The organism is Geobacter sp. PheSNFMC, assembly GCF_059620965.1.
On sequence record NZ_JCAMRN010000011.1, the window covers coordinates 1 to 25,631 of the forward strand.

The 25,631-nt window shown below is 60.6% G+C and carries 18 protein-coding genes, 2 pseudogenes and 1 riboswitch; of the genes and pseudogenes, 8 read left to right on the plus strand and 12 right to left on the minus strand.

Annotation, left to right across the window (positions count from 1 at the left end; translation table 11 throughout):
* The 11 genes and pseudogenes from AC6CDK_RS03835 to rfbF form a co-directional block, all read right to left on the minus strand.
* Positions 1-709, minus strand: a pseudogene (locus AC6CDK_RS03835) (hypothetical protein); the annotation flags it as partial.
* 91 nt (positions 710-800) lie between these two features.
* On the minus strand, positions 801-7,508 hold the full coding sequence (locus AC6CDK_RS03840) for a glycosyltransferase (protein ID WP_496639725.1): 6,708 nt from the start codon (positions 7,506-7,508) through the stop codon (positions 801-803).
* A gap of 315 nt (positions 7,509-7,823) precedes the next feature.
* Positions 7,824-8,252, minus strand: a pseudogene (locus tag AC6CDK_RS03845) (glycosyltransferase family 2 protein); the annotation flags it as partial.
* 33 nt (positions 8,253-8,285) lie between these two features.
* A complete protein-coding gene (locus AC6CDK_RS03850) occupies positions 8,286-9,500 on the minus strand; it encodes a class I SAM-dependent methyltransferase (RefSeq protein ID WP_192905362.1) in 1,215 nt (404 codons plus the stop codon).
* A 5-nt stretch (positions 9,501-9,505) separates the two neighbouring features.
* Positions 9,506-10,768: a glycosyltransferase family 4 protein gene (locus AC6CDK_RS03855; RefSeq protein ID WP_192905361.1), complete on the minus strand. Its 1,263-nt coding sequence runs from the start codon at positions 10,766-10,768 to the stop codon at positions 9,506-9,508.
* Between the two features lie 47 nt (positions 10,769-10,815).
* A complete protein-coding gene (locus AC6CDK_RS03860) occupies positions 10,816-11,832 on the minus strand; it encodes a radical SAM/SPASM domain-containing protein (RefSeq protein WP_039646754.1) in 1,017 nt (338 codons plus the stop codon).
* A complete protein-coding gene (locus tag AC6CDK_RS03865) occupies positions 11,829-12,719 on the minus strand; it encodes an NAD-dependent epimerase/dehydratase family protein (RefSeq protein WP_192905360.1) in 891 nt (296 codons plus the stop codon). Before AC6CDK_RS03865 ends, AC6CDK_RS03860 begins: the two co-directional genes overlap by 4 nt.
* Positions 12,716-13,279 carry a dTDP-4-dehydrorhamnose 3,5-epimerase gene (gene rfbC / locus AC6CDK_RS03870; protein ID WP_192905359.1) on the minus strand — a complete coding sequence of 188 codons (564 nt, stop codon included), beginning with the start codon at positions 13,277-13,279 and terminating at the stop codon, positions 12,716-12,718. Before rfbC ends, AC6CDK_RS03865 begins: the two co-directional genes overlap by 4 nt.
* Positions 13,279-14,628 carry a lipopolysaccharide biosynthesis protein RfbH gene (gene rfbH, locus AC6CDK_RS03875; RefSeq protein ID WP_039646748.1) on the minus strand — a complete coding sequence of 450 codons (1,350 nt, stop codon included), beginning with the start codon at positions 14,626-14,628 and terminating at the stop codon, positions 13,279-13,281. The genes rfbC and rfbH overlap by 1 nt, the downstream gene beginning before the upstream one ends.
* Positions 14,621-15,724 (minus strand): CDP-glucose 4,6-dehydratase, encoded by a 1,104-nt coding sequence (gene rfbG, locus AC6CDK_RS03880; RefSeq protein ID WP_052269443.1) that lies wholly within the window; start codon positions 15,722-15,724, stop codon positions 14,621-14,623. Before rfbG ends, rfbH begins: the two co-directional genes overlap by 8 nt.
* On the minus strand, positions 15,721-16,500 hold the full coding sequence (rfbF, locus tag AC6CDK_RS03885) for a glucose-1-phosphate cytidylyltransferase (RefSeq protein ID WP_039646746.1): 780 nt from the start codon (positions 16,498-16,500) through the stop codon (positions 15,721-15,723). Before rfbF ends, rfbG begins: the two co-directional genes overlap by 4 nt.
* A 767-nt stretch (positions 16,501-17,267) precedes the next feature.
* Between rfbF and AC6CDK_RS03890 the strand changes: the two genes are divergently transcribed.
* A complete protein-coding gene (locus tag AC6CDK_RS03890; RefSeq protein WP_039646744.1) occupies positions 17,268-17,642 on the plus strand; it encodes a flagellar protein FlaG in 375 nt (124 codons plus the stop codon).
* 182 nt (positions 17,643-17,824) lie between these two features.
* Here AC6CDK_RS03890 and AC6CDK_RS03895 read toward each other — a convergent pair whose 3' ends face one another.
* Positions 17,825-18,679, minus strand: a complete 855-nt coding sequence (locus AC6CDK_RS03895) for an HDOD domain-containing protein (protein ID WP_039646742.1) — start codon at positions 18,677-18,679, stop codon at positions 17,825-17,827.
* Between the two features lie 161 nt (positions 18,680-18,840).
* On the opposite strand from AC6CDK_RS03895, the gene yihA reads away from it, so the two are divergent.
* The 7 genes from yihA (at position 18,841) to thiC (ending at position 25,625) form a co-directional block, all read left to right on the plus strand.
* On the plus strand, positions 18,841-19,461 hold the full coding sequence (yihA, locus tag AC6CDK_RS03900) for a ribosome biogenesis GTP-binding protein YihA/YsxC (protein ID WP_039646740.1): 621 nt from the start codon (positions 18,841-18,843) through the stop codon (positions 19,459-19,461).
* A 58-nt stretch (positions 19,462-19,519) separates the two neighbouring features.
* Positions 19,520-19,742, plus strand: a riboswitch (cobalamin riboswitch).
* A gap of 89 nt (positions 19,743-19,831) precedes the next feature.
* Positions 19,832-20,350, plus strand: coding sequence for a bifunctional adenosylcobinamide kinase/adenosylcobinamide-phosphate guanylyltransferase (gene cobU / locus AC6CDK_RS03905; RefSeq protein WP_066358413.1), 519 nt, complete (start codon positions 19,832-19,834; stop codon positions 20,348-20,350).
* 35 nt (positions 20,351-20,385) lie between these two features.
* Positions 20,386-21,444, plus strand: coding sequence for a nicotinate-nucleotide--dimethylbenzimidazole phosphoribosyltransferase (gene cobT / locus AC6CDK_RS03910; RefSeq protein WP_192905358.1), 1,059 nt, complete (start codon positions 20,386-20,388; stop codon positions 21,442-21,444).
* Positions 21,441-22,181: an adenosylcobinamide-GDP ribazoletransferase gene (cobS, locus tag AC6CDK_RS03915; RefSeq protein WP_039646737.1), complete on the plus strand. Its 741-nt coding sequence runs from the start codon at positions 21,441-21,443 to the stop codon at positions 22,179-22,181. The genes cobT and cobS overlap by 4 nt, the downstream gene beginning before the upstream one ends.
* A 139-nt stretch (positions 22,182-22,320) precedes the next feature.
* Positions 22,321-22,923 (plus strand): alpha-ribazole phosphatase, encoded by a 603-nt coding sequence (gene cobC, locus AC6CDK_RS03920; protein ID WP_039646735.1) that lies wholly within the window; start codon positions 22,321-22,323, stop codon positions 22,921-22,923.
* A gap of 3 nt (positions 22,924-22,926) precedes the next feature.
* Complete coding sequence (locus tag AC6CDK_RS03925; protein ID WP_192905357.1) at positions 22,927-24,321, plus strand: cobyrinic acid a,c-diamide synthase CobB; 1,395 nt, start codon at positions 22,927-22,929, stop codon at positions 24,319-24,321.
* Entirely contained in the window at positions 24,318-25,625 is a 1,308-nt protein-coding gene (gene thiC, locus AC6CDK_RS03930) for a phosphomethylpyrimidine synthase ThiC (RefSeq protein ID WP_192905356.1), read from the plus strand. Before AC6CDK_RS03925 ends, thiC begins: the two co-directional genes overlap by 4 nt.
* Positions 25,626-25,631: the final 6 nt, after the last annotated feature.

The following is a 25,631-nucleotide window of genomic DNA, read 5'->3' on the forward strand; positions in this document are numbered from 1 at the left end:
CGTGGAATGCCCGGCGGCTCTGGTTGAAGATGAATTCCTTGCCGAAATCCATGGCCACGGCCAGCCGTTCGCTCTCGAAGGGGATCACCTGGTGCCCCAGTGCCCGCAGGGCCCGTGCCGCGTGGTGGGCCGCCGGCAGCGAGCCGCCGTAGATGGGATTCACCAGCAGGATTTTGAGTCCCCCCCGGGCAGCTAGGTCATATCCGTCGGCGTACTGAGCAAGGGTGGCCATATCCGGGCTGATCCGGACCGTGGCCGGATGGGCCGTAGTATTTCCCCGCAGGAGGCGGTTGTGGCGGCGGCGGATCAGGTCGGCGGGGATCCCGGCCACCAGTTCGAACCGCTCCAGAACCGTCACCAGGTCCGACGCCTCCAGGGCCGCCCGCAGCAGCGCCGGGTCTTTTTCGATAACCGTGCCGCCGAAGCCGAGGGTTGCCAGTTCCCGCAGGTGATGGCCGAGGCCGAAGCCGACCACGGTGAGGGGCTCGGCCGGGGGAAACCGCTCCGCCTGGGCCCGGGCCCACTCTTGGGCCTCCCGGCCGGGGTTGTAGGGGGAATGGAGCCAGACGTCGCCGCTACGGGCAGTGGGCTCGCCGTTGCGGGCCTCGCCGAGATGGATACCGCCGGCCGGCGCCACGGCCTCAAGGCATTCGGCCAGGGGCGGACTGCGGCGGTGCAGGGCCGCTATGTTCTTCTCGAAATGGGACATGGCCAAAATTCCGCTTTCCTGCGTCTGCTTCGTTATCTGTGGTCTCTGCTGGTGTAAAGGGGGCCGCTGGTGGAACCATGACAACGTAGAACTACATGGCTTGGGTGATCGCTTCCCGCAATTCCCGCCCCCCTTCATAGTCGGAGGCGAAGAGCAGCACCGTCTCGATGCTCGACAGGGCCTCGGCGTAGCGGCCCGCCTTGAAGCGGATGCCTGCCTGGGCAAAGACCATGTCCAGGTCGGCCGGGTGGTGCATCAGGTACCGGTCGAGCCGTTCTCCCGCCTCGTCGAACCGGCCGGTGGCATAGGAGAGCCGGATCAACTCGTGGAGGGCCGTGAGCCCCTCGGGGTCCGTATCCATGGCCCGGGCAAAGAGGCCGAAGGCCTCGTCATGCTTGTTTTGCATGTTCCGGACCATTCCGAGGCCGCAGAGGGCCTTTGCGTTGGCAGGGTCCGCCTTGAGGGCTTTGTTGAACCAGGTGACCGCCTTCACCTGTTTCCCCTGGACCAGCGATACCACCCCGAGCCCCACCAGAGCCTTGAGGTCGGTTCCGTCGGCATCCAGGGCTTCCAGGTACCGGGCGGTCGCCTCGTCGAGCCGTCCCACCTGGGCGAGGCAGTCCCCCATGTCGGCCAGGGCCGATGAATCGCCGGCTTCTGCGGCCCGGGAGAAGGCCGCCAGGGCCTCCTCGTACTTTCCGTCTTCCTTGAGCCTGCGGGCTTCAGCTTCCGTGGCTGTTTCGCCCGGCTCCTGGTCCCGACTCTCCAGCTTCGCCAGCAACTCCATGGCCCCGCTGTACTCGGGGGAGAACACCATCAGCCGCTCCAGGGCGTTCCGGGCGTCGGCGTTCCTGCCGGCCATGTGGAGGAGTCCGGCACAGGCAAAGAGGATGTCGATGTCGCCCGGGTGATGGCGCAGGTATGACTCAAGCCGCCGGGCCGCCTCGCTGAAGCGTCCCAGCTCATAGGCAAGCCTCACCGATTCGTGCACCGCGGTCAGGTTCTCCGGCTCGGCCTCAAGCGCCCGGCCGTAGAGCTCGAACCCTTCCGCGTTCCTTCCCTGGGCGCAGCGGGCCATGCCCAGGCCGCAAAGGGCCTTCGGGTCGGCGGGGTCGGCTTCCAGTGCCCGGCTGAAGGCATCGGCCGCCTCGGCGATCCGCCGTGTCATATATCTGACAACTCCGACCCCCACCAGTGCCCGTCCGTTGGTGGGGCACAGGGCAAGGCTTTCCTCGTAAAGGGCCAGGGCGTCGTCGTATTTTTCCAGGCTCGCCAGGCAGTCGCCGAGATCGACGAGCACGGAGTTGTCACCTGCCGTCACTATTTTGACCAGATGCTCGATGGCCTCCACGTACCGTCCCTCTGCCTTGAGGGCAAGGGCCTTTTCCCGCCCCGAAACGGACGGTGTTGTCGCCGCTGGCCCGGTGGCCGGTGTCGGCGTGATCTGCTGCGGAGCCGCCGATGCCGCAGTCGGCGGAGGCGCCGCGTCTGCCTGGTAGATGCGCAGCCTGCCGTCGGCCTGCCGTTCGGCCCGGTACCCTTCGGAACGGTAGATATCCTGATGATCGCAGCGGACCTTCCCTTCCCAGCGGGCCAGGAAGCGACGGATGTTTGGGGTATCGTGGTCCTTGCGACCCTCGCTGGTCTCCTCGAAGTGGATCAGGACGCTTTCAGGGGCGTAGAGGATGCGGCGGCCCCGTTCCCCGGCCCGGAGGCAGAAATCCACATCCTCGAAACCGTTCACGTACCCTTCGTCAAAGCCGCCGAGTTCCGCGAAAAGCTCCTGTTTCACCAGCATGCAGGCGGCGGTCACGCACTGCATGAACCGCTTGCGGTTGACGGCCGGCGCGTCGGCCGGGAAGCCGTTGAAGATGTGATAGCCGATGGACTGCTCGTTGAAGGCCACCCCGGCATGCTGGGCCCGGCCGTTGGGGTAGAGGAGCCTGGCCCCCACGATGTCGGCGCCGTCCTGCTCCGCGCCCCTGAGGAGCCCGGCGAGCCACCCCGGATGGGGGATGGTGTCGTTGTTCAGGAAGACCAGGCACCGACCCCGGGCGATCCGCCCCCCCTGGTTGCAGGCCTTGGCAAAGCCCAGGTTCTTCAGGTTGGTCACGATGGTCACGTCCCCCGAAAGGGTGCGCAGGTACTCGGCGGTGCCGTCGCTCGAAGCGTTGTCCACGAGGATGACCTCGTAGTTCAGGGCCTGCTCCGTATTGAGGGCCAGGGCCTCCAGGCACTGCCTGGTGTACTCCACCTTGTTGTAGAGGGGGATGATGATGGAGACCTGCGGCGCGTCCGCCCCGGTCGGTGCGGTGTTCGGCGCGAACGGTTGCGGTGATGCGTTCATGCCCTGGTCCTTGGCTTGTGATGTGTCGCTACGGCCGGCTATCCGACGCCAGGTGTCCAGGAAGAGATGGCCGCGGCTCTTCAGGGTGTAGTTGGCAAGGACCTCGGTGCGGGCTGCCAGGGCCATGGCGTGGCGGCGGTCCGGGTTGTCGATGAGGCTTTCGATGGCCGCAACCCAGGCGTCCACATCGTAGCCGGCAACCAGCAACCCCGTCTCCCCATCCTTCACGCAGGAACGGTAGGGGGGCAGGTCGGCGTAGACGCCGGCGATGCCGCAGGCCGAGTATTCGAGCCACTTGACGTTGCTCTTGCACCGGTTGAAGCGGTTGTCCTCCAGGGGGACGAGGCCGATGTCGATGCCGGCCTTCCGGATCGTGTGGGCGTAGTTGGCGTATCCCGGGTCAAAAGTGATGGACGAGAATCCCGGAAGCTGTTTGATCCGTTCCGTGTCGCATCCCATGAACCGGAACGCTACCCGGTTGCCGTATTTGGCGGCGATGCGCTCCAAGACATCCTCCAGAAGCCTCAGGTCTGCCTTGTGGTCCGGGGTGCCGGCGTAACCGATCACCACCGGTGATCCGGAGGGTTTAGCCTGCATAGGCACATTCCAGAGGCGGTCATCGAGCAGGTTTGGCAGAACGTGGATCTGCCGGTGGTACGGGGTAAGGGCGCGTTTCATCTCCTCAGTGGAAACGGTGACAGCGGTGGCTTGCGAGACCAGGCCGAGAATATACGGTTTGGAGTTGTCGGCTAATCCCTGGTGGGGATTGGTCACCGGCACTTCGATAAGAAGATCGTCGGTCTCATAGATGACCGGCTTTCCCGCTGCGAGGATACGATTGATGATCGGGACAGTGTTCTCTTTTGGGAAGAAGCGTTGGATGATGATCAAATCTGCCCAGTCGATGAGTGAAGTCTGTATTTCCGCCTGGTCGCGTCTGAAGCTTACTCCCCACTTGAGTTCGATGGAGCCCCTGAGAGATTCGCCGGGTGCGATGGCTCGTATGTGGGCACAGGCATACTGCTCCAAGTCTAAAGAGAAGACGGCTACCCGTAGAGGCGCCTCTTTCGCCATGGCAGGACCACAGGCCGGCAGTCTGGCGAGCGACTCCGCAGCGGCTTTGTTCTCCGGTTCGACAGCGAGCACCCTCCCATAGAGCTCCCGGGCTTCTGCCGTCTCGCCTCGTTCTGAAGCAAGTTCGGCCAAGGCGGTGAGAGCAGTAACCTCGCTTTCGTTGCGGTCCAGAATCTGCCGGAAAACCTTCGCGGCGTCGTTGGTTCGGCCGGTTTTGCGGTAGACTACGGCCAGATTGTGGCTGGCGTAAGGATTCATCGCGTCTGCCGCCACAGCCTGCTCAAACTGGGCTACTGCTTCGGTCACGGCGCCGCTCTTCAGATACGCCAAGGCGAGCTGGTTCGCCAAGGCTGATTTGAGTTGATTCGGCGTGGCACCGGTCTCGGCAAGTGCGGCAAGCGTTGTCTCTCCTTCGGCCCTCTTGTCCGCCATAAAAAGTGGTACAAGCGGCGCTATGCGCGTCTCCAGGAACGTGTAGAGATGATGCATGAACTCCCACATGTCGGCCCGCTGGCGCCGCTGGACGTCAAGAGACGCAACGTTGCGGTATTTGGTGTAGATGGCGCTCTTGGTGGCAAGGAACATCGGAACGGTGCCGGTGATCATGCCGCTTCCGTCCACCCGGCACGTATATTCGCCGGTTACCTTGGGAATATGGGCGAAGCGGAACTTTCGCGACATCCGTATCCAGAGGTCCCAGTCCTCGTGCCGGCGGAGGGTTTCGTCGAAATAACCGCTTTCAGCGATGCATTGTTTTTCATGCATGAAACAGAGCACCGGCACGAAGTTGTCCACCAGGATCCGGTCATAGTCAAAGTCTTCGCTGTAGGGGAGATCACGCTTCACTACGGTGTACCGACCACACTCTTTAACCTGGTGTGTGCGCCGAGCGTCCGAGTAGGCAACCGCGTAATCGCTCCCCTCCAGAAAGGTCACCAGGGTTGCCACGTGCTCCGGGTAAAAAATGTCGTCGTCATCAAGGTAGGCGATGTATTTCCCGGTGGCGTGACGGATACCGGTGTTGCGGGCGCCGGCAAGACCCCTGTTCCGTTCGTGGCACAGGTAAACGGCATTGGGCGCCGCTTCTGTCACGATCCGTTCCACGTCCTGCCCGGCATCGTTCACCACGATGATCTCGATGTTCGGATAGGTCTGCGCAAGGATGCTCCGCAGCGTGTCCGGGAGCATGTCGGGGCGGTTGTATGTGGGGACGATGACGGAGACGAGGGGATATCCCGGAGAGGTTTGTTGCATTTCGCGATTCAGGATACGTAACTGGGCATTTTTCTTGGCCAATTCTGCGTAATGCTTCTGCTCCCGGGCCTTGCTGCGTGATATGGCGTGCGCCGTATTTCTCCAGAAATACAGGGGTTCATGGATGTTTGCCACGTCATAGAGTTCCGAAAGCCTCAGCCACAGGTCGTAATCCTGGGCATACCTGAACTCCTCATCGTACCCTCCAACCATGCCGAGTGCCGACTTTCGCATCATCACGCTGCCGTGACCGAACCAGTTCTGATCTTTGAGTCCGGCCTTGATCTGGGCAGATTCGGTAAGGACTCCCGCATGGGATGTGGTTCTGCCCCGTTCGTCTATCACATAGTAGGAACTCCCCACCAGGGCATGGGTTGGATGGCTTTCAAGGAAAGCGACCTGTTTTTCCAGCCGCAAGGGGTGCGAAAGATCGTCGGCATCCATCCGGGCGATGAATTCGCCGCGGCAATGGTTCAGCGCCTTGTTGAGCGACTTGGTCAGCCCAAGATTCTGCTGGTTGGTGAGGACCCTGATTCTTGGATCGTCGATATGTTGGAGGATTTCGGCCGTTCTGTCGGTCGAGGCGTCATTGACGATGACAAACTCGAAATTATTGAAGGACTGGGTTTGAATGCTTTTTATCGCCTCGGACAGATAGGTTTCACCGTTGTAGACAGACATGATCACGCTGACTTTGGGGGTAACGATCATGCCGTCCTGAATCTGGACGGGAAGTCCGGCGTCCCATGTCTGCCCATACCAGGCACGAACCCGCTCATTGTGGCCTTTGAGGTAAACCAGCCCCCGATCGTCGATATAGTCATAGAGTTTGTGCTCCAGAACATACCGGTACAGATTGCTCTTCGGGATGCCCACGAACACATTGAACCAGGTAACCGTAGGCTTGATCTCCCTGAGCAGGTCCATGGTCATCTGCAGATCCTGCTGCGTTTCAGTGGGTACCCCGACGATGATGCTGGCAGCCGTATTGATTCCGAACTCCTGGCACAGTTTGAATGCCTGGCGTACATCCTCAAGCTTGATTGCCTTGTGCATAAAGTCCAGGAGGCGCTGCGAGCCGCTTTCAACCCCGATGTATGCCCCCTTTGCACCGGCGCGGGCCATCAGTTCGACCGTTTCCCGGTCAAGGCTTGATGCGCGGGTTTCGCAGACCCAGGGGATATTGATCCCCCTTTCGATCATCAGGTTACAGAATTCATACAGCCGCTTTTTGTTCAGGGTGAAGTTGTCCTCGCGGAAGTAGATTCCCTTTGCCCCGTGGTTCCTGACCACGTGCTCGATGTCGGCAACGACCCGCTCGGCGCTGAAATAGGTGTAGCGCCGGCCCCAGATGGAGCCCACGGAGCAGAACGTGCAGTCAAAGGGGCACCCACGGCTGGTATTCATGGTGAAAACAGGCGCTTCCGGCAGCCAGTTCCCCCCCCAGTCATAGGGCATCTCGGCAAAGTAATCCCAGGCCGGCATGGGGAGCTCGTCGAGGTTCTCAATGGAGGGGTACTGAACGATCCTCTCCGTCACCTTGCCGGACACAATGTCACGTATGGCATACTCGCCCTCGCCGATGACGATGTGGTCCACGAAAGGCGGTATGGTTTCGGGACTGACCGAGGCGTGGGGACCGCCAGCAATGATTTTCCCCTTCCATATCCCCTTCTGTCTCATCTCCTCCAGACGGTAAAACATCCGCAGAGAGTCCCGGTAGCAGATGGTGTTGGTGTAGATGCCGACAAAATCGATCTGGTGACGCTGTATATAGTCGGTTTCAAGGAAGTTGCTGGGGCTGAGGTAATTGTCTACGAAGAAGACGTTGTGTCCGGCATCGCGCAATACGGAAATGAGGAATCCAACCCCGACAGGCGGCCGTTTTTCATTGGTGGAAAAGGGGGTCTGGCTCGGCGGGGCGGACGTGGTCATGAGGACGTTCTTGCCGTCCTGTTTCAAATCGTATGGGATGACCTCGTTCCACTGAACGCCATATCTGCGGGTGAAGCACTGCCGTACTTCTGCCTTGCAGTCGAGCTTTTCAGGCATCGAGAGGTCGGACTCGTTGATGACCTGGATGGTTGCTTCCCCCATCTGGCGCCAGAGCTCTGTCATGGACATGCTCAGCATCTTCCGGCTGTTCAGCGGGTCATTGTCCTGAGGGACGGTGGCTTTACGGGACTCGACGCGTTCGTCGTCTGTCATCCGCCAGAAAAACAGAGGCTCAGGGATGTGGGCGATGGTGCCTGCCAACGTAAAATAGGCGAGCATGACCTGATCAAAACCCCACACAAATTTACGATCAAATTTTTTCAGATATTCGAGGCGGATTAATCCATTGCAGGGATCTCCCCCCGAGATGTGGTTGACAAGATACGTCAGACGGTCGACAGGTGATAGCCCTCGAAGGTCCCAACTGTTATGAGCCGGCCCCAGGGGGTTATCATTCATATCAATACGCATTGTTCGAGAATAACAGAGAACGACTTCTGGATCTTCTTCCATGAGGGATACGGCTTTGGAGACAAAGGTCGGATCCCAGAGATCGTGACCAGGGGCGTACATATAATACTTCCCTTTTGCCACATTGATGGTTTTAAACGCATTTGCATGTGCACCAATATTTTCATTGGATCGGTAGTATGCAATACGCGAGTCTTTTTCTATAAATTCTTTGCAAATTGAATGGGTTTTATCGGTTGATGCATTGTCGGAGATGATGATCTCTATATGGGGATAATCCTGTGAAAGTATAGATTCCAACGATTGTCGCAGAAACTTTTCTTCGTTATAAATGGCGACGCCAATACTGACAAGAGGGCTAGCTGTGTTCATTTGCCAAGTCTCCGGATTTTTTACAACCATGCGTTTAAGTGTCGACACGACTGAGGACGTGTCTTAAAGGTAGGAAATTTCCCCCGTATATAATTTGTTAATTTCAATGTGTTCACGAATAGATGCTCCGTGGGCAATGGCTGTTATCAGAAGACATGCATCACGGCTGGCCCCGGAAAGGATTTCAGGGGATAATATGTTCTGTCCGTTCATGGTCGCGGTTTTCCGCTTGAACGGATTCATATCCACAAGGCCTGCCAAGGCACAGTTCTTTAACCCGGCGGCTTCGTAGAGATACAGAAATTCCCTGCCGACCCCCCAGACGTATACCGGCCGGCCGCTTGCCGCAATCAGGCTGAGGGCTTGACGTCTCTGTTCAAGCCTTTCGGTTTCCGCTTGAACGTAGTTTTCCAGAGAGACTGACGGCGGTTCAAATGTACAGGGACTGCCATGGGCCTCCCCGTCGGAGCGCTTGCGAAACACTGCCGAAAGGTTCGGCATGACCATCTTTTCTCCCATGATCGGGTGAGCGGTCTGCTGATAGCCGATCAGGTCGAAACCTTCGGAATATGCGAGGCGCTTCAGGCTGGTGATGTCGAAGTGTTGGATGTGCTCGCGCATCAGGAGCCAGTAGAAGTCGAAATAATATAAGTCGCCGTACCGGGCAGCATCGGGGACGCCGATACAGAGGACACCGCCGGGTTTGAGCACCCGCGCGGCCTCACGGAATGCCATAACGGGATTCACCAGGTGCTCGAGGACCTGCTCAACGACCAGCGCATCGAACATCCATGCATCAAAGGGGAGACTTTCCGCATCACCCAATTGAATCTCATGATTTTTCTCGCGGGCAGCCTCGACGTACGCTTGGGTCACATCTACCCCGTACAGACGCGAATATCCCCTGGTTTTGAGAAAATCCAGGAAGCCTCCCACTGCGCAGCCAACATCCAGGACGGCTCCGTTCGCCTTCACGTGTGGCGCAATGAGCCGGTACAACTGATCGTAGCGATCCGAGGTGAATTTCCCAGTACTTCCGGGAAGATCTCCCTCCTTGACCACGGAGTTAAGGTTGGCAGGGGCATACTCGTTGTTGTAATACCTTCCCAATCCGGCAACTTCGTTGGGGGAAAGATCATTGAAGTGATGACCGCAAACCGAACACGCCATTAGTCTTACGGTCGGATAAAGGCTGGAACCGTCGAGATTGCCGCAATCGAGAGAAAGAAGGTTCCGCGGAGATGAGTCCCTGCACACCGGGCATGAAAGTCTTGACATCTATATCACCTATCGTTGTCAGGATTGGCGTTGCCGAGTTGGCCAGCCCACTGCTTCAGGAGAAGATCCTCGGGGAAATACGCGGCATAGTGGAAAACGGTCCCTTTCGTTCTTTCTTGAAGCCCAGGGAGGACCATTGCACTCAGAGTGCCAAGCGATGCCTTTCCTTCCGGCGCAAAAATCTCGGGAAGTCGTTGGGTGGCCAGAAACCATTCTGCGGGGTGTCGGCCGAAGAGCGCTTCAAAATCAAAGACTCTTCTTTCTTCTCTGTGCGTCTCACGGTAAAGGCCGTCGAATGCGTTTACGGACCGGTACACGGAAAAGCGGTCGCGCACCGCGGCGGCCGCCTGTCGCCCCAACCGCACGCGTTCCCGTGGGTTGCGGAAAAGCCAGTCGACAGCCTCCCCGAACTCGTTGGGATTGCGTACAAATAGACCGGTTTCGCCCGCGGTGACCAGACATCGTTCGGCAGGATTGTCCAGAACGATGGGGACGACCTCCATGGCCATGGCTTCCAGCAGAGCATTTTCGGACGTTCCGTAATGCAGGGGGTTGAGGAGGTAGGGAAAGACGTTGATGGTTGCCAGTTCCGAGACGATATCCGTTTTGTACCCGCGGAACTCAAGCATCTCTGGACGACCGGCCTCCCGGCACTGCCACTCGAGAATTTCCCGGTTGGTTTCATCTCCGATCACCCGGACCCGGAAATTCGGGACCTGGACTGCTGTCAAAAACTCGACGTATGAGGGGTGCAACTTGGCAAAATTCAGGCTTCCCAGATAACCGGCCGCCAAAGCGTCATCAATTTGCCTCTCCGGCGGCTGAAGCCCCTCGAAGCCCCCGGCGCTGTGCACCACCCCCAGCTTATGTTTCTGATCCGGTGGGAGCCCGGCGACTTCAGGGGCTCCGTAGGTGCAGGGAGAGGTAAAGATGCAGCGGTGGGCAGACCGGATCAGCCCTTCAGGAATGACGGGAGTATGAATGCCCGAGACGTGACACCAGAGGAGCAACCGCAGTGCCGGCATCGGTCCTTTGCAGAGTGCGGCAATGGGGGCCGGATGTCCCCACCATTCCAGTTGGACGATGTCCGCCTCTTTGATCAGGCCGGAAAGGGTTTCATGGTCAGGGGCGATCACCACAGGACATCCCGAAGCGATGAGCGGATCGATAAACTGGGTTTTTTCGGGGCGCTCCAGGCAGGCGATGGTATGACGGATCCCCCCCCGCGCGGGCGTGTTGAGGATGAGACCGCTGAGGGCCTTACCCACGCCGCCCCCCAGGTGGGCCGTCAGGTGCAATACCGACACGGATTCGGTCATGGCTTCGAGGTCCGAACCTTCTCCAGCAGGACGTCACGGAATGGATCGATATTGTCGGGAAGGCAATGGGTGAGTTGGCCGCAATCTCCGCAGACGGGGTCCTGCTTGCGCTGGCCCAGGAGGTGCGCGATGCGGTGGGACTGAATCCGCTCACCGGTCCAGATGTCCTTGAGGCTCTCCCGGCGCAAGTCACCGACGATCAGCTTCCGGGCCCAGTCGAGAAAGCAGAGGCTGACCGTCCCGTCGGAGTTCACCGAAAGGGAATAAAAAATATAGGGACAGACCAGAACTTCACCGACCGGCTGGCCGTAAATCCCCGTATCCATGGGGACGTCAAGGCGGTCCGCCAGATCGAACTCCGGCCAGCACGGGGCCATATTCTCGATGAAAATACGGTCTGCGTAGTCGCCGAACGTACTGAAGAAGCGTTCCTTGTCCGCCGGACTGAGAAAATCTCCGGCAATCTTGATGAGGATTTCGCACTCCCCTTTCATAGCGTAGAGATGCCGGATGTTGTCGACAAAGCGGTCGAAATTCACACGAGCCCCGGCAAATTCCAGGAACTGCTGATCTGAGAGTCCATCGACCGAGATGTTGATCCTGTCGATGCCGGCGTCGAGGACCGGCCGGATGGTTTCGGGATCGAGCAGCGAGCCGTTGGTGGTGGTGTCGATAAAACGGGCGACGCCGCTCTGCTTGGCATAGCGGACCATGTCCGCGAACCGCTTGTTCAGAAAAGGCTCCCCGTCCTTGTAAAGGCGGAGGACCTTCAAGGGCTCGGGAAACGCCTTGAGATCGTCGATAATCTTGCGGTACAGGGAGAAGTCCATGTTCCCCTGCCACCGACCGGTTTCCCGGATCAGTGCCGGATCGCCGTTCGGACAGAACTTGCAGCGGAAATTGCAGGCGCTCGATGGGTCAACGAACAGGACAAAGGGAGTTTCCAGCGGGATTACTTCTTCGAGCCGGGTCCGTCCTTCCTGGTTAATGCGCGGCTTGATTTGAGCTTTCATAGGCAAGGTTTTCCTGTCAATGGGTGTTCCGAATATCTCAAAGAGTCATTGAGAATGTGATAAAAGCGCGTGCCATCCCCCCAGAAGGCCATGGGCTCGTAATCGGGGTAGGGGTAATGGCCGAAGTTGAAGCGGATGGAGCCCCCGACAGCGGCAACATGTTCTTCTACCAGGCGGCGCACCGAAATCGGCTTTCCGCTGCAAATATTGACGATGCCGTCAAAGCCTGGATGCTCCAGCAATGCGACCAGGCGGGTAGCCACCTCTTCGACCGGCAGATAATCTCGCAACTGTTCTCCGCCGGATAGATTGAAAACGGGCTGGCCTCCGGCCAGCGCTGCATCAAGTTGGGGCAGGAGGCTTCCGGGGTTCTGTCCCCGGCCATGCATGTAGAAAAGCCTTGCCCACTGAAGTCGGAAGGGGTGGGATTTCTGGAGGATCTCCAAATAACCCCGCAGGGTGTTTTTAGCCATGCCGTAGGCGGTTACCGGTTGCGACGGGGTTGACTCGTTGAGACAGCCGGAAGCAAGGCCGTATTCGAAGCAGGTGCCGGAAACCAGAAGTTGCCTGACCCCGGCCCGGACCAACTCGCCCAGAAACCGGCACTCGGCCGGAAGCGTCCGGTCCAGGTGGGTCAGGGCCGCGTAGTTGGGCAGCCCCGGCCAGGCCAGATGCACGACGGCGTCAAAATGAGAGGCTTCGAGCCGCTCGGCGCATCCCGGAGCATGGATGTCGGCGGCCAGAAAGGTCGCACGGCCATGCCAGGGAGCCTGAGACGCCCGCTGCGGATCGCGGGCCACGGCAGTCACCCGATGCCCTTTCTCCAGGAGAGCCGTCACCACATGGCAACCAACGAAGCCCGAAGCTCCAGTGACCAGAATCCTCATGCCGCCCCTCTCCGGTCCTGGTACTCAAAAGGGCTTGCAAAGCCGTTAAAGGAGCCGAAGCCGGCATCTCGCGGGGAGAGGGTCGGGGCGTTGTCGGGCCAGGGGATGCCGGCGGAATTCCACAGGATGCCGGCGTCATGCTGGGGCGCATACACCGAGGTGACTTTGTAGATCAGGGTCGCCGATTCGCTCTGCACGTAAAAGCCGTGAGCCAGCCCACGAGGGAGATAGAGCATGTTGCCGGCCGTTGCACTGAGCTCCAGCAGGACATGGCCGCCGTAGGTCGGCGACCCTCTCCGCAAATCCAGGGCCGCATCCAAAACCGAGCCCCGGGTGCAGTAAACCAGCTTGTCATGGTCATGGGGCGGAAGCTGGAAGTGAAGGCCGCGCAACACTCCCCGGTGCGATACAGAGTAGTACTCCTCAGCCCACGCGGTGTTCAGCCCCTGCATCGCAAACATCTCGCGATGGAAGGTTTTGACGAACGTCCCCCGTTCGTCCCTCAGGATTCGAGGGGTGATTTCGACGCAACCAGGAATATCGGTTTCTCTGAAATCCATCACCGCGCGGCCCCCATAAGGCAGCGGATTGTAGCGATCATGTGGTCGATCATCGCCTCGTTCAACCCTGGATAGACTCCAAGCCACAAGGTATCCCGCATGATCCGATCGGTAACAGGCAGATTGCCTATAACACGATAGCCCGTCCCATCCCTCCGCATTTCATCGAAGCAGGGGTGTTTAATCAGATTGCCGGCAAAGAGCATTCTGGTCTGAATGCCGTTTTTCTCCAGATGCTCGACGAGCCGGTCACGGGAGACGATCTTTCCATCCCGCACGGTCAACAGAAAGCCGAACCATGAGGGATCGCTCTCTTTCATCGCTTCCGGCAACACAAAAAATTCTTCCAGGTCAGCAAGGCCGTTGCGGAGGAGCTGCCAGTTCTTTTTCCGGGCTTCAATGAAGGCCGGAAGCTTTTCAAGCTGCGCGCAGCCGATCGCCGCCTGCATTTCGGTGACTTTGAGGTTATAGCCGAAGTGTGAGTAAACATATTTGTGGTCATAACCTGATGGCAGCTCGCCGTACTGCCGTGCGAACCGGTTGCCGCAGGTGTCGTCCCTGCCCGAAGGGCACCAGCAGTCGCGCCCCCAGTCCCGGAGTGACGCAACTATTCGCTTCAGCTGGTCGTCGTTGGTGCAAATCGCTCCTCCCTCGCCCATGGTCATGTGATGCGGGGGGTAGAAGCTGAAGGTGCCAAAATGCCCGATTGTGCCGGTGTTACGCCAAGTGCCGTCGATAACGTACCGCGATCCGAGGGCATCGCAGTTGTCCTCGATGAGCCAGAGGCCGTTGTGGTCACAGAACGATCGAATTGCCCCCAGGTCAAAGGGGTTCCCCAGGGTATGGGCCACCATGACGGCCTTGGTACGAGGGGACAATGCCTCGTCGAGTCGCGTAACATCGATGTTGTAGGTAGGCAAGGTGACATCGACGAATACCGGGATTGCGCCGAACTGGATGATCGGGGCAACGGTTGTCGGGAAGCCGGCTGCTACGGTGATGACTTCATCGCCCCGCCGAATACGCCTGTCTCCGAGCTTTGGCGATGTAAGTGCCATGAAGGCGAGCAAGTTTGCGGATGACCCTGAATTTACGAGCAGGCAGTGCTTTGTCCCAAGGTGTCTGGCGAAGCCGTGCTCGAACTGGTCGGCGTAACGTCCTGTGGTCAGCCAGAAATCAAGTGATGCGTCAATAAGGTTCACCAATTCCTGCCCGTCGAAGACGCGGCCGCCATACGATATCCGATCGCCTGGCGAAAAGGCTTTCCGTGTCGCATGGACCTGGTTGTAATAGTCCAAGGCAGCGTCAATCACCTTGTGTCTCAGCCTGGCTTCCCTTTCGTCATGCATGCTGTCCCCCGATGGCAGCTTCCCTCCGAGAGCTGCACACACGATACTCATAATCGTCAATTTGCCTTTCGGTGAACATCCGCATGTCGGTGGTTCCGTCATCACAGCCCAGATACCACGCAATTGTCCAATGGAGCGCCTCTTCGAGTGACAGGGCCGGAGTCCAACCGAGAACGGAGCGTGCACGCGAACAGTCGAGACTCAGATGGTGGGCTTCCCCTGGGTTAAGCACCTTGTCCAGTGCCCAAGAAGCACCTTTCTCCCACAGGCCCGCTGCAATGCGGACCACATCAAGTACCGTCCTCGTGTCTTCCCGTGCTGGCCCGAAGTTCCATCCTCCGGGATATGATCCTCCATTATTCCACAAGTACTCCGCCAGAGTCAGATATCCGCAGAGTGGTTCCAAGACGTGCTGCCAGGGCCGGACTGCGTTGGGATATCGAAGCAGAAGAGTTTCGCGTTCGGTAAAGGTGCGGACAAGGTCAGGGATGAGGCGATCTGTAGCCCAGTCCCCGCCGCCGATGACGTTTCCGGCACGCACCGTTGCGACGCGTGTTGGAGAATTGGAGAAAAATGAGCGGCGGTACGCCGAAACCACCAATTCAGCACACCCTTTGCTGTTGGAGTACGGGTCGCTGCCACCCATTGGGTCATCCTCGCGAAAAGGCACGGAAGACTCATTGTTTTCATAGCACTTGTCGCTCGTGACAACGATTGCGACGCGAACGGAAGGGACCTCCCTGACAGCCTCCAGGAAGTTTACGGTCCCCATGACGTTTGTTTCGTAGGTGTTCACAGGGTCATTGTAAGATGCGCGCACCAAGGGCTGGGCAGCCAGATGAAACGCAATTTCGGGGGCAGCGCTCGACATGGCCCGTTTAAGCTGTGCTCCATCCCTGATGTCGGCGATGGTCGACGCGGCCAGTGCATCGGCTATTCGGGCGGAGGCAAAGATGCCGTTTTCGTGAGCAGGCTCAAGTGCATAGCCAGAAACATGGCTGCCGTAACGCTTGAGAAGGAGCGAAAGCCATCCCCCCTTGAAACCGGTATGGCCGGTAATAAACACTGGTCTTCCATTCCAGAATTGTCTCGTCATTTCCAGATCTTCCAAAGGGCCTGGCCCGATTGCCACATCCGTTCAAGTTCTTCCTTGTCGCGGAGGGCGTCCATACATTTCCAGAAGCCATGATGCTTGTACGCTACGAGTTCGTGAGCGTGCGCCAGCTCTTCCAGGGGGGTCTGTTCCCACATCGTGAGATCGGCATCATCGGGGAGGTAGGAGAACACCTCCGGTTTCAATACAAAGAACCCCCCGTTGATCCAGCCGCCGTCACCGAGCGGCTTTTCCTTGAAGCTCGATACCCGGTTGTCGTCATCCAGGCCGAGAAGCCCGAAACGGCCGGCGGGCTGTACTGCCGTCACAGTGGCAATTTTGCCGTGAGACCGGTGGAACGAAATCAGTTCCTGGAGGTTGACGTCGGCCAAGCCATCGCCATAGGTGAGGAGAAATTCTTCTTTGCCCACGTACTGCCTGACTCTCTTGAGCCGCCCGGCGGTGAGAGTATTGAGTCCCGTTTCAACCAACGTGACACGGAATTTTTCCGTATTGGTTTGATGAATCTCGAAACTGTTGGTCTGCAGGTTGAAGGTAACGTCGGAATTGTAGAGGTAGTAATTCATGAAGTACTGCTTGATCATGAATCCTTTGTATCCGAGGCATATGATGAATTCGTTGAACCCCTGGGTCTCGTAGATTTTCATGAGGTGCCAAAGAATTGGCTTCTCGCCGATTTCAATCATCGGCTTCGGTTTCAGGTAGGATTCCTCGGAAATCCTTGTTCCCAGGCCTCCGGCAAAGATCACGACTTTCATGACAGCTCCCGACCTTAGATGAAATGTCTCCCATGGGATAATTGCTGGAAGCTAGATAGCAACTGTAATGCCATGCGGAAAATATGTTGAAATATCGAGATGTTTTGAGTGGGGGGGTGGGAGGACGGAAAGTTGACTCATTGTGGCGTCTGAGCGTTGCGCGCCATGCGGTTGTTTCCACGACCATGCGTAGTTTGGATGGCAGATGATGGAGCGAATATGATCGAGGCCGTGAAGAGAGCCTCGGGCATTGGTGCTGTTGACCTGGGAGATTGCATTCAGAGCCATCGCTTGCGACCCAGGTATAGGATCCTGTCGCACATCCTGATCCGGCACACTTGACCCAGGCAGCAACCTGCTGCGTTTCCTTTGTCAGTCCGGCGGCGTCCCACGCCCAGGCATCGTTCATGTTTGTATGTCAGTGCTTTGACTCATGTGCCCGTGGCGGGGGGAGGGAGGTCGCGCTCTCCATCGAAGCTTCCGGTGCTGTTCGAGCCCTCGGGTGTAAGCGTGATAGTACGTTCCACGTTGAAAAACAAGATGATAAGTCCGGTGGGAGGGGCGAGTGCGCCGCGTGTTCGAGGGCCAGCCTTTTACGCTATGAATCCATAGACATGTGTTAATTCCTGGAATTGGGTATCGGTCCAGCTTCATGGATGCCGGGACTGCAGAGGGTTTTTCCCGGGTTAGACGTTTTTTTCTAAAGTTTCCCTGCGGCATTCCGATATGTGGTCATAGGGAGTGTTATATTCTCAGGGAGAGATGCCATGAATATCGAAGCCACCAGTGGGACAGGACCATCCGCGGTTGCGGTTGTTCCGGCAATTGTGGCCAAGTCGCGGCAGGATGGAGAGGGGAAACATGCTCAACGGCCCGTGGAGCAGACCCGCGAGCCCGAGAAGGACAAGGGCAAGAGCGAAGAGGAACGGGTCAAGGAGGCGGCTGAACGGATCAATGCGTTCATCGAGTCGGTCAGCCGCGATCTTGAATTTTCCGTGGACAAGGACACCAACAGAACGGTCGTCAAGGTCCTGGCACGGGAAAACGGCGAGGTGATCCGGCAGATTCCCGCCGAGGAAATCCTCAAGATCGCCAAAGTCCTCGACGAGCTCAAGGGGCTGATCATCCGGGAAAAGGCCTGATATGAGCTGATCGCCGCATGTGGCGGCAACGTGCCGCCAGGGGGCCGGGGCGCGCGCCGGGGTGGTGCATTCCGTCTGCCGGCTGGGTGCCGCGATAATCGGGTGTTGACTGAAACACAGAGACGCGCGGCAGAGAGCCGCGCGTCTTCTTGTGTCTGGTATGCCCCTGCCCGCGGCAGCGCTCAGTCGCTGATGAAAAAATTCTTGTTCTCCTCGTAAGTCTGGGCGAACAGTGTCACGTCACGCTGGAGAGCCTCGGGCGTGTAGCCGAGTAGATGCGCCTCCGGCGTTTTTCCCAGATCGAGCTCGTCGTCCGGGTGGCGCTCGCCGATGCCGAGTTTCTTGCAGAACTTGTCTGCCAGGCAGGTGGTGGCGGTCAGAAAAAGCTCGTACTGGTCCGACAGCCCTGGGTTGGGAAAGTCGTGGTGGTGCATGACCGCCGCGGAAAGGGTCTCCGGGAAGTTCCACTTGCGGATGACGAGTGCTCCCACCTCGGCATGGGAAAAGGAGTAGATGCTCCGCTCCACGCCCTCGAACGGCAGCCCCTCATTGTAGCAGCGCATCATTACCTGCTGGTATTTCGAAGGATCCAGGTCGTTCATGATGGTCTTGCCGATGTCGTGGAACAGCCCGGCCAGAAACGCCGTCTCTTCGTTGACGAACTTGCCGTTGGCGCTGATGATCCGTGCGGCGATGGCGGCGCCCACGGCATGTTCCCAGAGCATTTTCTCCGTCAGGCCGAAGCGTTTGCATATCTGCTTGAGGGACGCGGCCACCACCAGGCTTTTCAGGGTCCTGAACCCAAGGAGCATGATTGCTCCGGACAGGGTGTTGATCTGGCGCTGACAGCCATAGTAGGCCGAGTTGGAGAGTTTGAGGATGCGTGCGGCTACGGCTGGATCGGCTGAGACCGCCTGGGCGATCTTCTCGATCGTCACGTCCTCCTGCTCGATCATTTCGATGACCTTGGTGGCGACGAGCGGGATGGTCGGCAGGTCCACGGCGGAGAGAATGAGGGTTTCCAGTTCCTTGTTCATGGGGCACCTGTTCGGGGTAAGCAGCTGCGGACGACAAATGTTCAGAATAACATGCAATTTTCTTGCCTAAAGTGTGACGTGCGACCGGTTGTCGCCACTGATTGCATTGGGAGGGCCGAGGTGCTATTGTCGCACGGGCAGCCAGCATTTCAGGGGGATCCATGGTGAATATCACGAGCGCGGAATTTGTCACGAGCGGCACGAGGCCTGAGCACTACCCGCCCGGCGACCTTCCCGAGATCGCCTTTGTGGGGCGATCCAATGTCGGAAAATCGTCACTCATCAACGTGCTCGTGAACCGCAAGAGCCTGGTCCGGACCAGTTCCACGCCGGGGCGCACCCAGCTCATCAACTTCTTTCGGGTGAATGGCGGCCTGATGCTGGTTGACCTTCCGGGCTACGGGTTCGCCCGTGTCCCGCCGGAGGTGAAAAAGCAGTGGGGCCCCATGGTCGAGACCTACCTTGCGGGACGCTCCTGCCTCGCCTGCGTGGTGCTGATCGTGGATGTCCGCCGGACGCCGGCCGAGGAGGACCGGCTCATGCTCCAGTGGCTGCGGGCCTACGACATCCCGGTGCTGGTGGTCATCACCAAGTGCGACAAGGTCTCGAAGAACGAGCGGGCCAAGCAGGCGGCCCTGATCAGCCGGACTCTCGGCCTGGCCCCGGACGAGACGGCTTTCTTCTCCGCCCTTTCCCGCGAGGGACGCGACGCCATCTGGGCGCGGATCGAGGCGATCATGGCCGAAGAACACCCGCAGGCAGAGGAGGGCGCTCCGGAATGACCGGTCGCCAAGGGCGTTGACTTTTACAGCCCGCTCTGCTACAAGTCTTTGAACAATCGAATATTTCAAGCGTTCAGGTGCTTCCACTCCCACGGTGGAAGGTAAAAGGGAAAAGGGTGAGAATCCCTTGCTGTCCCGCAACTGTGAACGGTGATGAAAGCCGCAGCAATGCCACTGGAGTCCTTGTTGATGTGAAGGCGTGAAATACGTCTTCTTCCGGGAAGGCGCGGCGAGTAAATTGATCCGTGAGCCAGGAAACCTGCCCGAACGCATGAGCAGCGGCCTCCGAGGAAGAGGTGCCGAAGCCATCGTCAATTCAGCCACGGTATTCGAGCCCCGCCCCCTTGTCAGGAGGCGGGGTTTTTCATTCATGGCACAGATCATTTTCATAACGGGCGGCGCCCGCAGCGGCAAAAGCCGCTTGGCCGAGGAACTGGCGGCCCGGTTGGGTGCTCCCCTCGGCTACCTGGCCACCGGCTCTGCCGGCGACGGGGAAATGGCCGAACGGATCGCCCGGCACCGGGCGCGCCGCGGCGATGCCTGGACCACCATCGAAGAACCCCTGGCCCTGGCCGAGGCCCTGGCGGCCCAGGACGGCCGGTTTGCCGCGGTTCTCGTGGATTGCGTCACCCTCTGGCTCTCCAATCTCCTCTTTTCCCTGGACGATCCAGCCCGTGTGCTCGATGAAGTCGAAACATTGACGCGGACATTCCCTTCCCTCCGGACCCCGCTCATCATCGTATCCAACGAGGTGGGCATGGGGATCGTGCCGGAGAACCGGCTGGCGCGGCAGTTCCGTGACCTGGCCGGCGAGGCCAACGAGCGGATCGCCGCCGCGGCCGACGAAGTCTACGTGACGTTCAGCGGACTCCCGCTGCGCCTCAAATGAATCCTGAAAGACAATCCTGAAAGACGAGGTACTGCATGACGCTGCTGACCGAAGCCCTGTCAAAAATATGTCCCGTAGATGCCGAACTCATGGCCCAGGCCCAGGCGCGGCTCGACAACAAAACCAAGCCCGTCGGCTCCCTGGGACGACTGGAGGAGTTCGCCCGGCGTATGGCGGCCATCACCGGCAGCCTTGCGCCCGATACGGAGAAGAAGGTGGTCTTCACCTTTGCCGGCGATCATGGCGTGACCGACGAGGGCGTGTCGGCCTTTCCCCGGGAAGTGACCCCCCAGATGGTCTACAACTTCCTGAAGGGCGGTGCAGGGATCAACGTGCTCGCCCGCCACGTGGGAGCCCAGGTGCGGGTGGTCGACATCGGGGTCGATCACGATTTCGGCGACACCCCCGGCCTCATCGTCCGGAAGGTTGCCCGGGGCACCCGCAATTTCGCCCAGGGCCCGGCCATGACCCGGGAGGAGGCGGTGGCTGCCCTGGAGGTGGGGATCGGCTTGGCGAACGAGGCTAAGCAGGAGGGGGTCGCCCTGGTCGGCACCGGCGAGATGGGCATCGGCAATACCACGCCGTCGGCTGCCATCATCGCCGCGTTCTCGGGGCTGCCGGTCCCGGCGGTGACCCACCGGGGGACCGGCATCGGCGATGGGGCCCTTGCCAACAAGGTCCGGGTCATCGAGGCGGGGCTGGCCCTGAACCAACCCGATCCGAAAGATCCCATCGATGTGCTGGCAAAAGTCGGAGGACTGGAGATCGCCGGCATCGCCGGCCTGATCCTCGGCTGCGCCGCAAACCGGCTGCCCGTGGTGGTGGACGGCTTCATCTCCACGGCCGGGGCTCTGGTGGCCTGCGAGCTCAATCCCCATGTGCGGGATTACCTCTTTGCGGCCCACCAGTCGGTGGAAGTGGGGCACCGGGCCATGCTCGACCGCATCGGCGCCGCACCGATCCTGGACCTCCAGATGCGCCTCGGCGAGGGGACCGGCGGTGCCCTGGCCATGGGACTCATCGAAGCTGGGGTCAGGATTTTGACGGAAATGGCCACCTTCGAGGAAGCGGGTGTAGCGGAAGGGGACTATTGAGACTCTATTTCATTGCCCTTCAGTTCCTGACCGTTGTCCCGCTGCCGTTCCGGCTGCGCTGGGACGAACGTGCCCTGGGACGCTCCATGGCCTTCTTCCCCCTGGCGGGGCTCACCCTGGGAGCACTGCTGGCCGGGGCCGACATGCTCCTGGCGGCGGTGTTGCCGCGGTCGGTCAGCGATCTTTTGCTGGTGGCGCTGCTGGCCGGGGTAACCGGCGCGCTGCACCTGGACGGCCTGGCCGATGTCTGCGACGGGCTGGCGGCCCGTGGCGGCAGGGAGCGTTTCCTGGCAGTCATGAAGGATTCCCGGGTGGGTGCCGTGGGGGTGGTGGGGCTCGTGCTCGGGCTGGCGCTCAAGTACCAGGCTCTCCTGGCGGTGCCGGACGACTTGAAGCGTCAGGCGCTCTTGCTTTTTCCCGCCGTGGCCCGCTACGCCCAGGTGCAGATGACCGTGGGCGCCAACCGCGCCCGGCAGGACGGCCTCGGCGCCGCCTTCATCGCCGGAGCCGGGGTGTTCCACCTGGTGGCGGCCGGCACGATCATGGCCGTTGCAGCCTGGGTGCTGCTTGGCCCGCCGGGCATGGCCCTACTCGCCGCGTCCGTTCTCTTCACCGGCGGGTTCCGGTGGTGGTTCCACCGGCATCTCGGCGGGGTCACCGGTGATGTCATCGGCTGTGCCAGCGAACTGAACGAGATCCTCTGCCTGCTGGCCATCCTGGCTTTGCAGCGGATCTGACAGTCCCGTACGGGTGCGTTCCTTCCATGCTCCCCGTGATTCCTTCCCAGGAGCACCCGCGCAGGAATATGAAACAGGGGCATGCCGTGAGGCTGCCCGACTACGAACAACAGGGATATTTCCCTCTCAGGAACGGAACATGACACGCAAAACACGCATCTATCTCATCCGTCACGGCGAAGTGGAGGGGGCCGGCGTCCCCCGCTACAACGGACACAACGACGTGGGCCTCTCCGAGCGGGGCAAGGCCCAGTATCTGGAGCTCCGCAAGCGGTTCGACGGGGTTCGGATCGCCGCCTGCTATACCAGCGACCTTACCCGCTGCGTCTGGGGGGCCGAGTCCCTGGCCGCCCACCTGAACGTTCAGCCGCAGCGCCACCCGGAACTGCGGGAAATCTGCATGGGCGAATGGGAGGCGAAGAGCTGGCAGGAGCTCCAGGACCGCTATCCCCACCATTGGCAGGCGCGGCTCAACGACCTGGAAGGCTACCGGGTGCCGGGGGGGGAGAACCTGCTGGACGTCCGGGCCCGGGTCATGCCCGCGGTCAATGCCATCGTGGAGCGGCATCGGGGGGAAGACGTCCTGGTGGTGGCCCACGGCGGCGTGAATCGGATCATTCTCCTGGAGGCCATCGGCGCGCCCCTGGCCAACCTCTTTTCCATAGAGCAGACCTACTGCTGCATGAACATCATCGACTACTTCGAGGACGGCCGTGCAGTGGTGAAGCTGGTGAACGGGTAAACCATGAAATCGATCGTTATCGCCGCCCCGCACAGCGGCTCCGGCAAGACAACCATCACCGTGGGCATCATGGAGTGCTTCCGGCGGCGCGGCCTTACCGTGGCGCCCTTCAAGGTGGGCCCCGACTTCATCGACCCGGGCTACCACCGGCTGGTGACGGGCCTCCCCTCGGCCAACCTGGACGGCTGGATCTGTCCCCCCGAGTTTGTCCGGGCATCCTTTGCCCACCACGCCCTCAACGCCGACATGGCCATCATCGAGGGAGTCATGGGACTCTTCGACGGGTTCGGCGGGACCGCCGACGAGGGGAGCACGGCCCAGGTGGCCCGGCTGACCGGCGCGCCGGTGGTTCTGGTGGTGGACGCCCGGGGACTGGCCCGCAGCGCCGCCGCCATCCTCAAGGGTTTCGCCGAATTCGACCCCTCGGTGCGGGTGGTCGGGGTCATCTTCAATAACGTGGCTGGCGACAGCCACGAGCGCATCCTCCGTGAGGCGATGGCCCAGGCCCTGCCGGAGCTGAAGGTGTTCGGCTGCATCCCCCGGGACGACGGGCTGCACATCCCCGCGCGCCACCTGGGGCTTTTCACGGCTGAGGAGCATCCCCTGTCGGACGAGTTCCTGGATCACCTGGTGGAAGTGATCCGCGACCGGGTGGACCTGGGGCTGCTCTGGGGGGCGGCCAACCCCCTGGACGCGCCCGTGCCCCGCGCGGAGCCGATTCCCTGCCGGACCCCGGCGGGACCGGTGCGGCTGGCGGTTGCCCGGGACGAGGCCTTTTGCTTCGTCTACGAGGACAACCTCTGTCTGCTGCGCCGCGCCGGCGCCGAGATCGTCACCTTCTCTCCCCTGCGGGACGAACGCCTGCCGGACGACGTGGCCGGGGTCTACCTGCCGGGCGGCTACCCCGAGGTCTTTGCCGATGCCCTGGCGGCCAACGCCGGGATGAAGGAGTCCCTGGCCCGGGCCGTGAACGGGGGGATGCCGGTCTATGCCGAGTGCGGCGGTTTCATCTACCTGACGCGCGGGGTGGTGGACGGCGCCGGGACGCCGGAGTCGCTCCACGAGTTCGTGGGGATATTCCCGGTGACCACCCGGATGCTTCCCCGCCGCAAGGCCCTCGGCTATCGCGAGGTTGAACTGGCGGCGGATACCATCATCGGCCCCGCCGGCACCCTGGCCCGGGGGCACGAGTTCCACTACTCGGAGATGGAAGAGATGCCCGCCGACGTGGAGCGTGCCTACCGGGTCCGCCGGGGCCCGGTTGACCTGGGAATGGAAGGATACCGTTACCGCAACTGTCTTGCCTCCTACCTCCACCTCCACTTCGGGAGCAACCCGGAACTGGCCGCGTCGTTCGTGGCACGCTGCAGATCATACGCCACAAGGAGCAGTGCGTGAAAACCCAGATCGAACAGGCCCGCGAGGGCATCATTACCCCCCAGATGGCGGCCGTGGCCGTGGAGGAGCACGTCTCCCCCGAGTATGTCCGCCTGATGGTGGCCGAGGGGAAGGTCGTCATCCCCTGGAACCACGTGCGCGCACCAAAGGCGGTCGGCATCGGCAAGGGACTGCGGACCAAGGTGAATGCCTCCATCGGCACCTCCTCGGACATCGTCGACTACGAGGCCGAGGTGCGCAAGGCCCGGGCCGCCCGGGAGTCCGGCGCCGATACCCTCATGGAGCTGTCCGTGGGCGGCGACCTGGACCGGGTCAGGCGCGAGGTCATCGCGGCCGTGGACCTGCCGGTGGGGAACGTCCCGCTCTACCAAGCCTTCTGCGAGGCGGCGAGGACATACGGCGACCCCAACCGGCTCGACCCGGAGATGCTCTTCGACCTGATCGAGCGCCAGTGCGCCGACGGCATGGCCTTCATGGCGGTCCACTGCGGCATCAACCTCTACACCATCGAGCGGCTCCGTCGCCAGGGGTACCGCTATGGCGGCCTGGTCTCCAAAGGAGGGGTGAGCATGGTGGGCTGGATGATGGCCAACGGCCGCGAGAATCCCCTCTACGAGCAATTTGACCGGGTGATCGGCATCCTGAAGAAATACGACACGGTCCTTTCCCTGGGCAACGGCCTGCGGGCCGGCGCCATCCACGACTCATCGGACCGGGCCCAGATCCAGGAGCTGCTGATCAACTGCGAACTGGCGGAGATGGGGCGCGAGATGGGCTGCCAGATGCTGGTGGAGGGGCCGGGCCACGTCCCCCTGGACGAGGTGGAGGGGAACATCCAGCTCCAGAAGCGGATGAGCGGCGGCGCACCCTACTACATGCTCGGGCCCATCTCCACCGATGTGGCTCCCGGCTTCGACCACATCACCGCCGCCATTGGCGCGGCCCAGTCGAGCCGCTTTGGCGCCGACCTGATCTGCTACATCACCCCGGCCGAGCACCTGGCCCTTCCCAACGAAGAGGACGTCCGCCAGGGGGTAAAGGCGGCCCGGGTCGCCGCCTACATCGGCGACATGAACAAGTACCCCGACAAGGGGCGCGAGCGGGATCGGGAGATGAGCAAGGCCCGTCGCGACCTGGACTGGCAGAGGCAGTTCGAGCTGGCCCTCTATCCGGAGGACGCCCGGGCGATCCGGGCCAGCCGCACCCCCGAGGACGAGGCCACCTGTACCATGTGCGGCGACTTCTGCGCCTCCCGGGGGGCAGGCAGGCTGTTTGCCGGCGATCTGCGGGGGGACAAGGTGTAGAGCGCA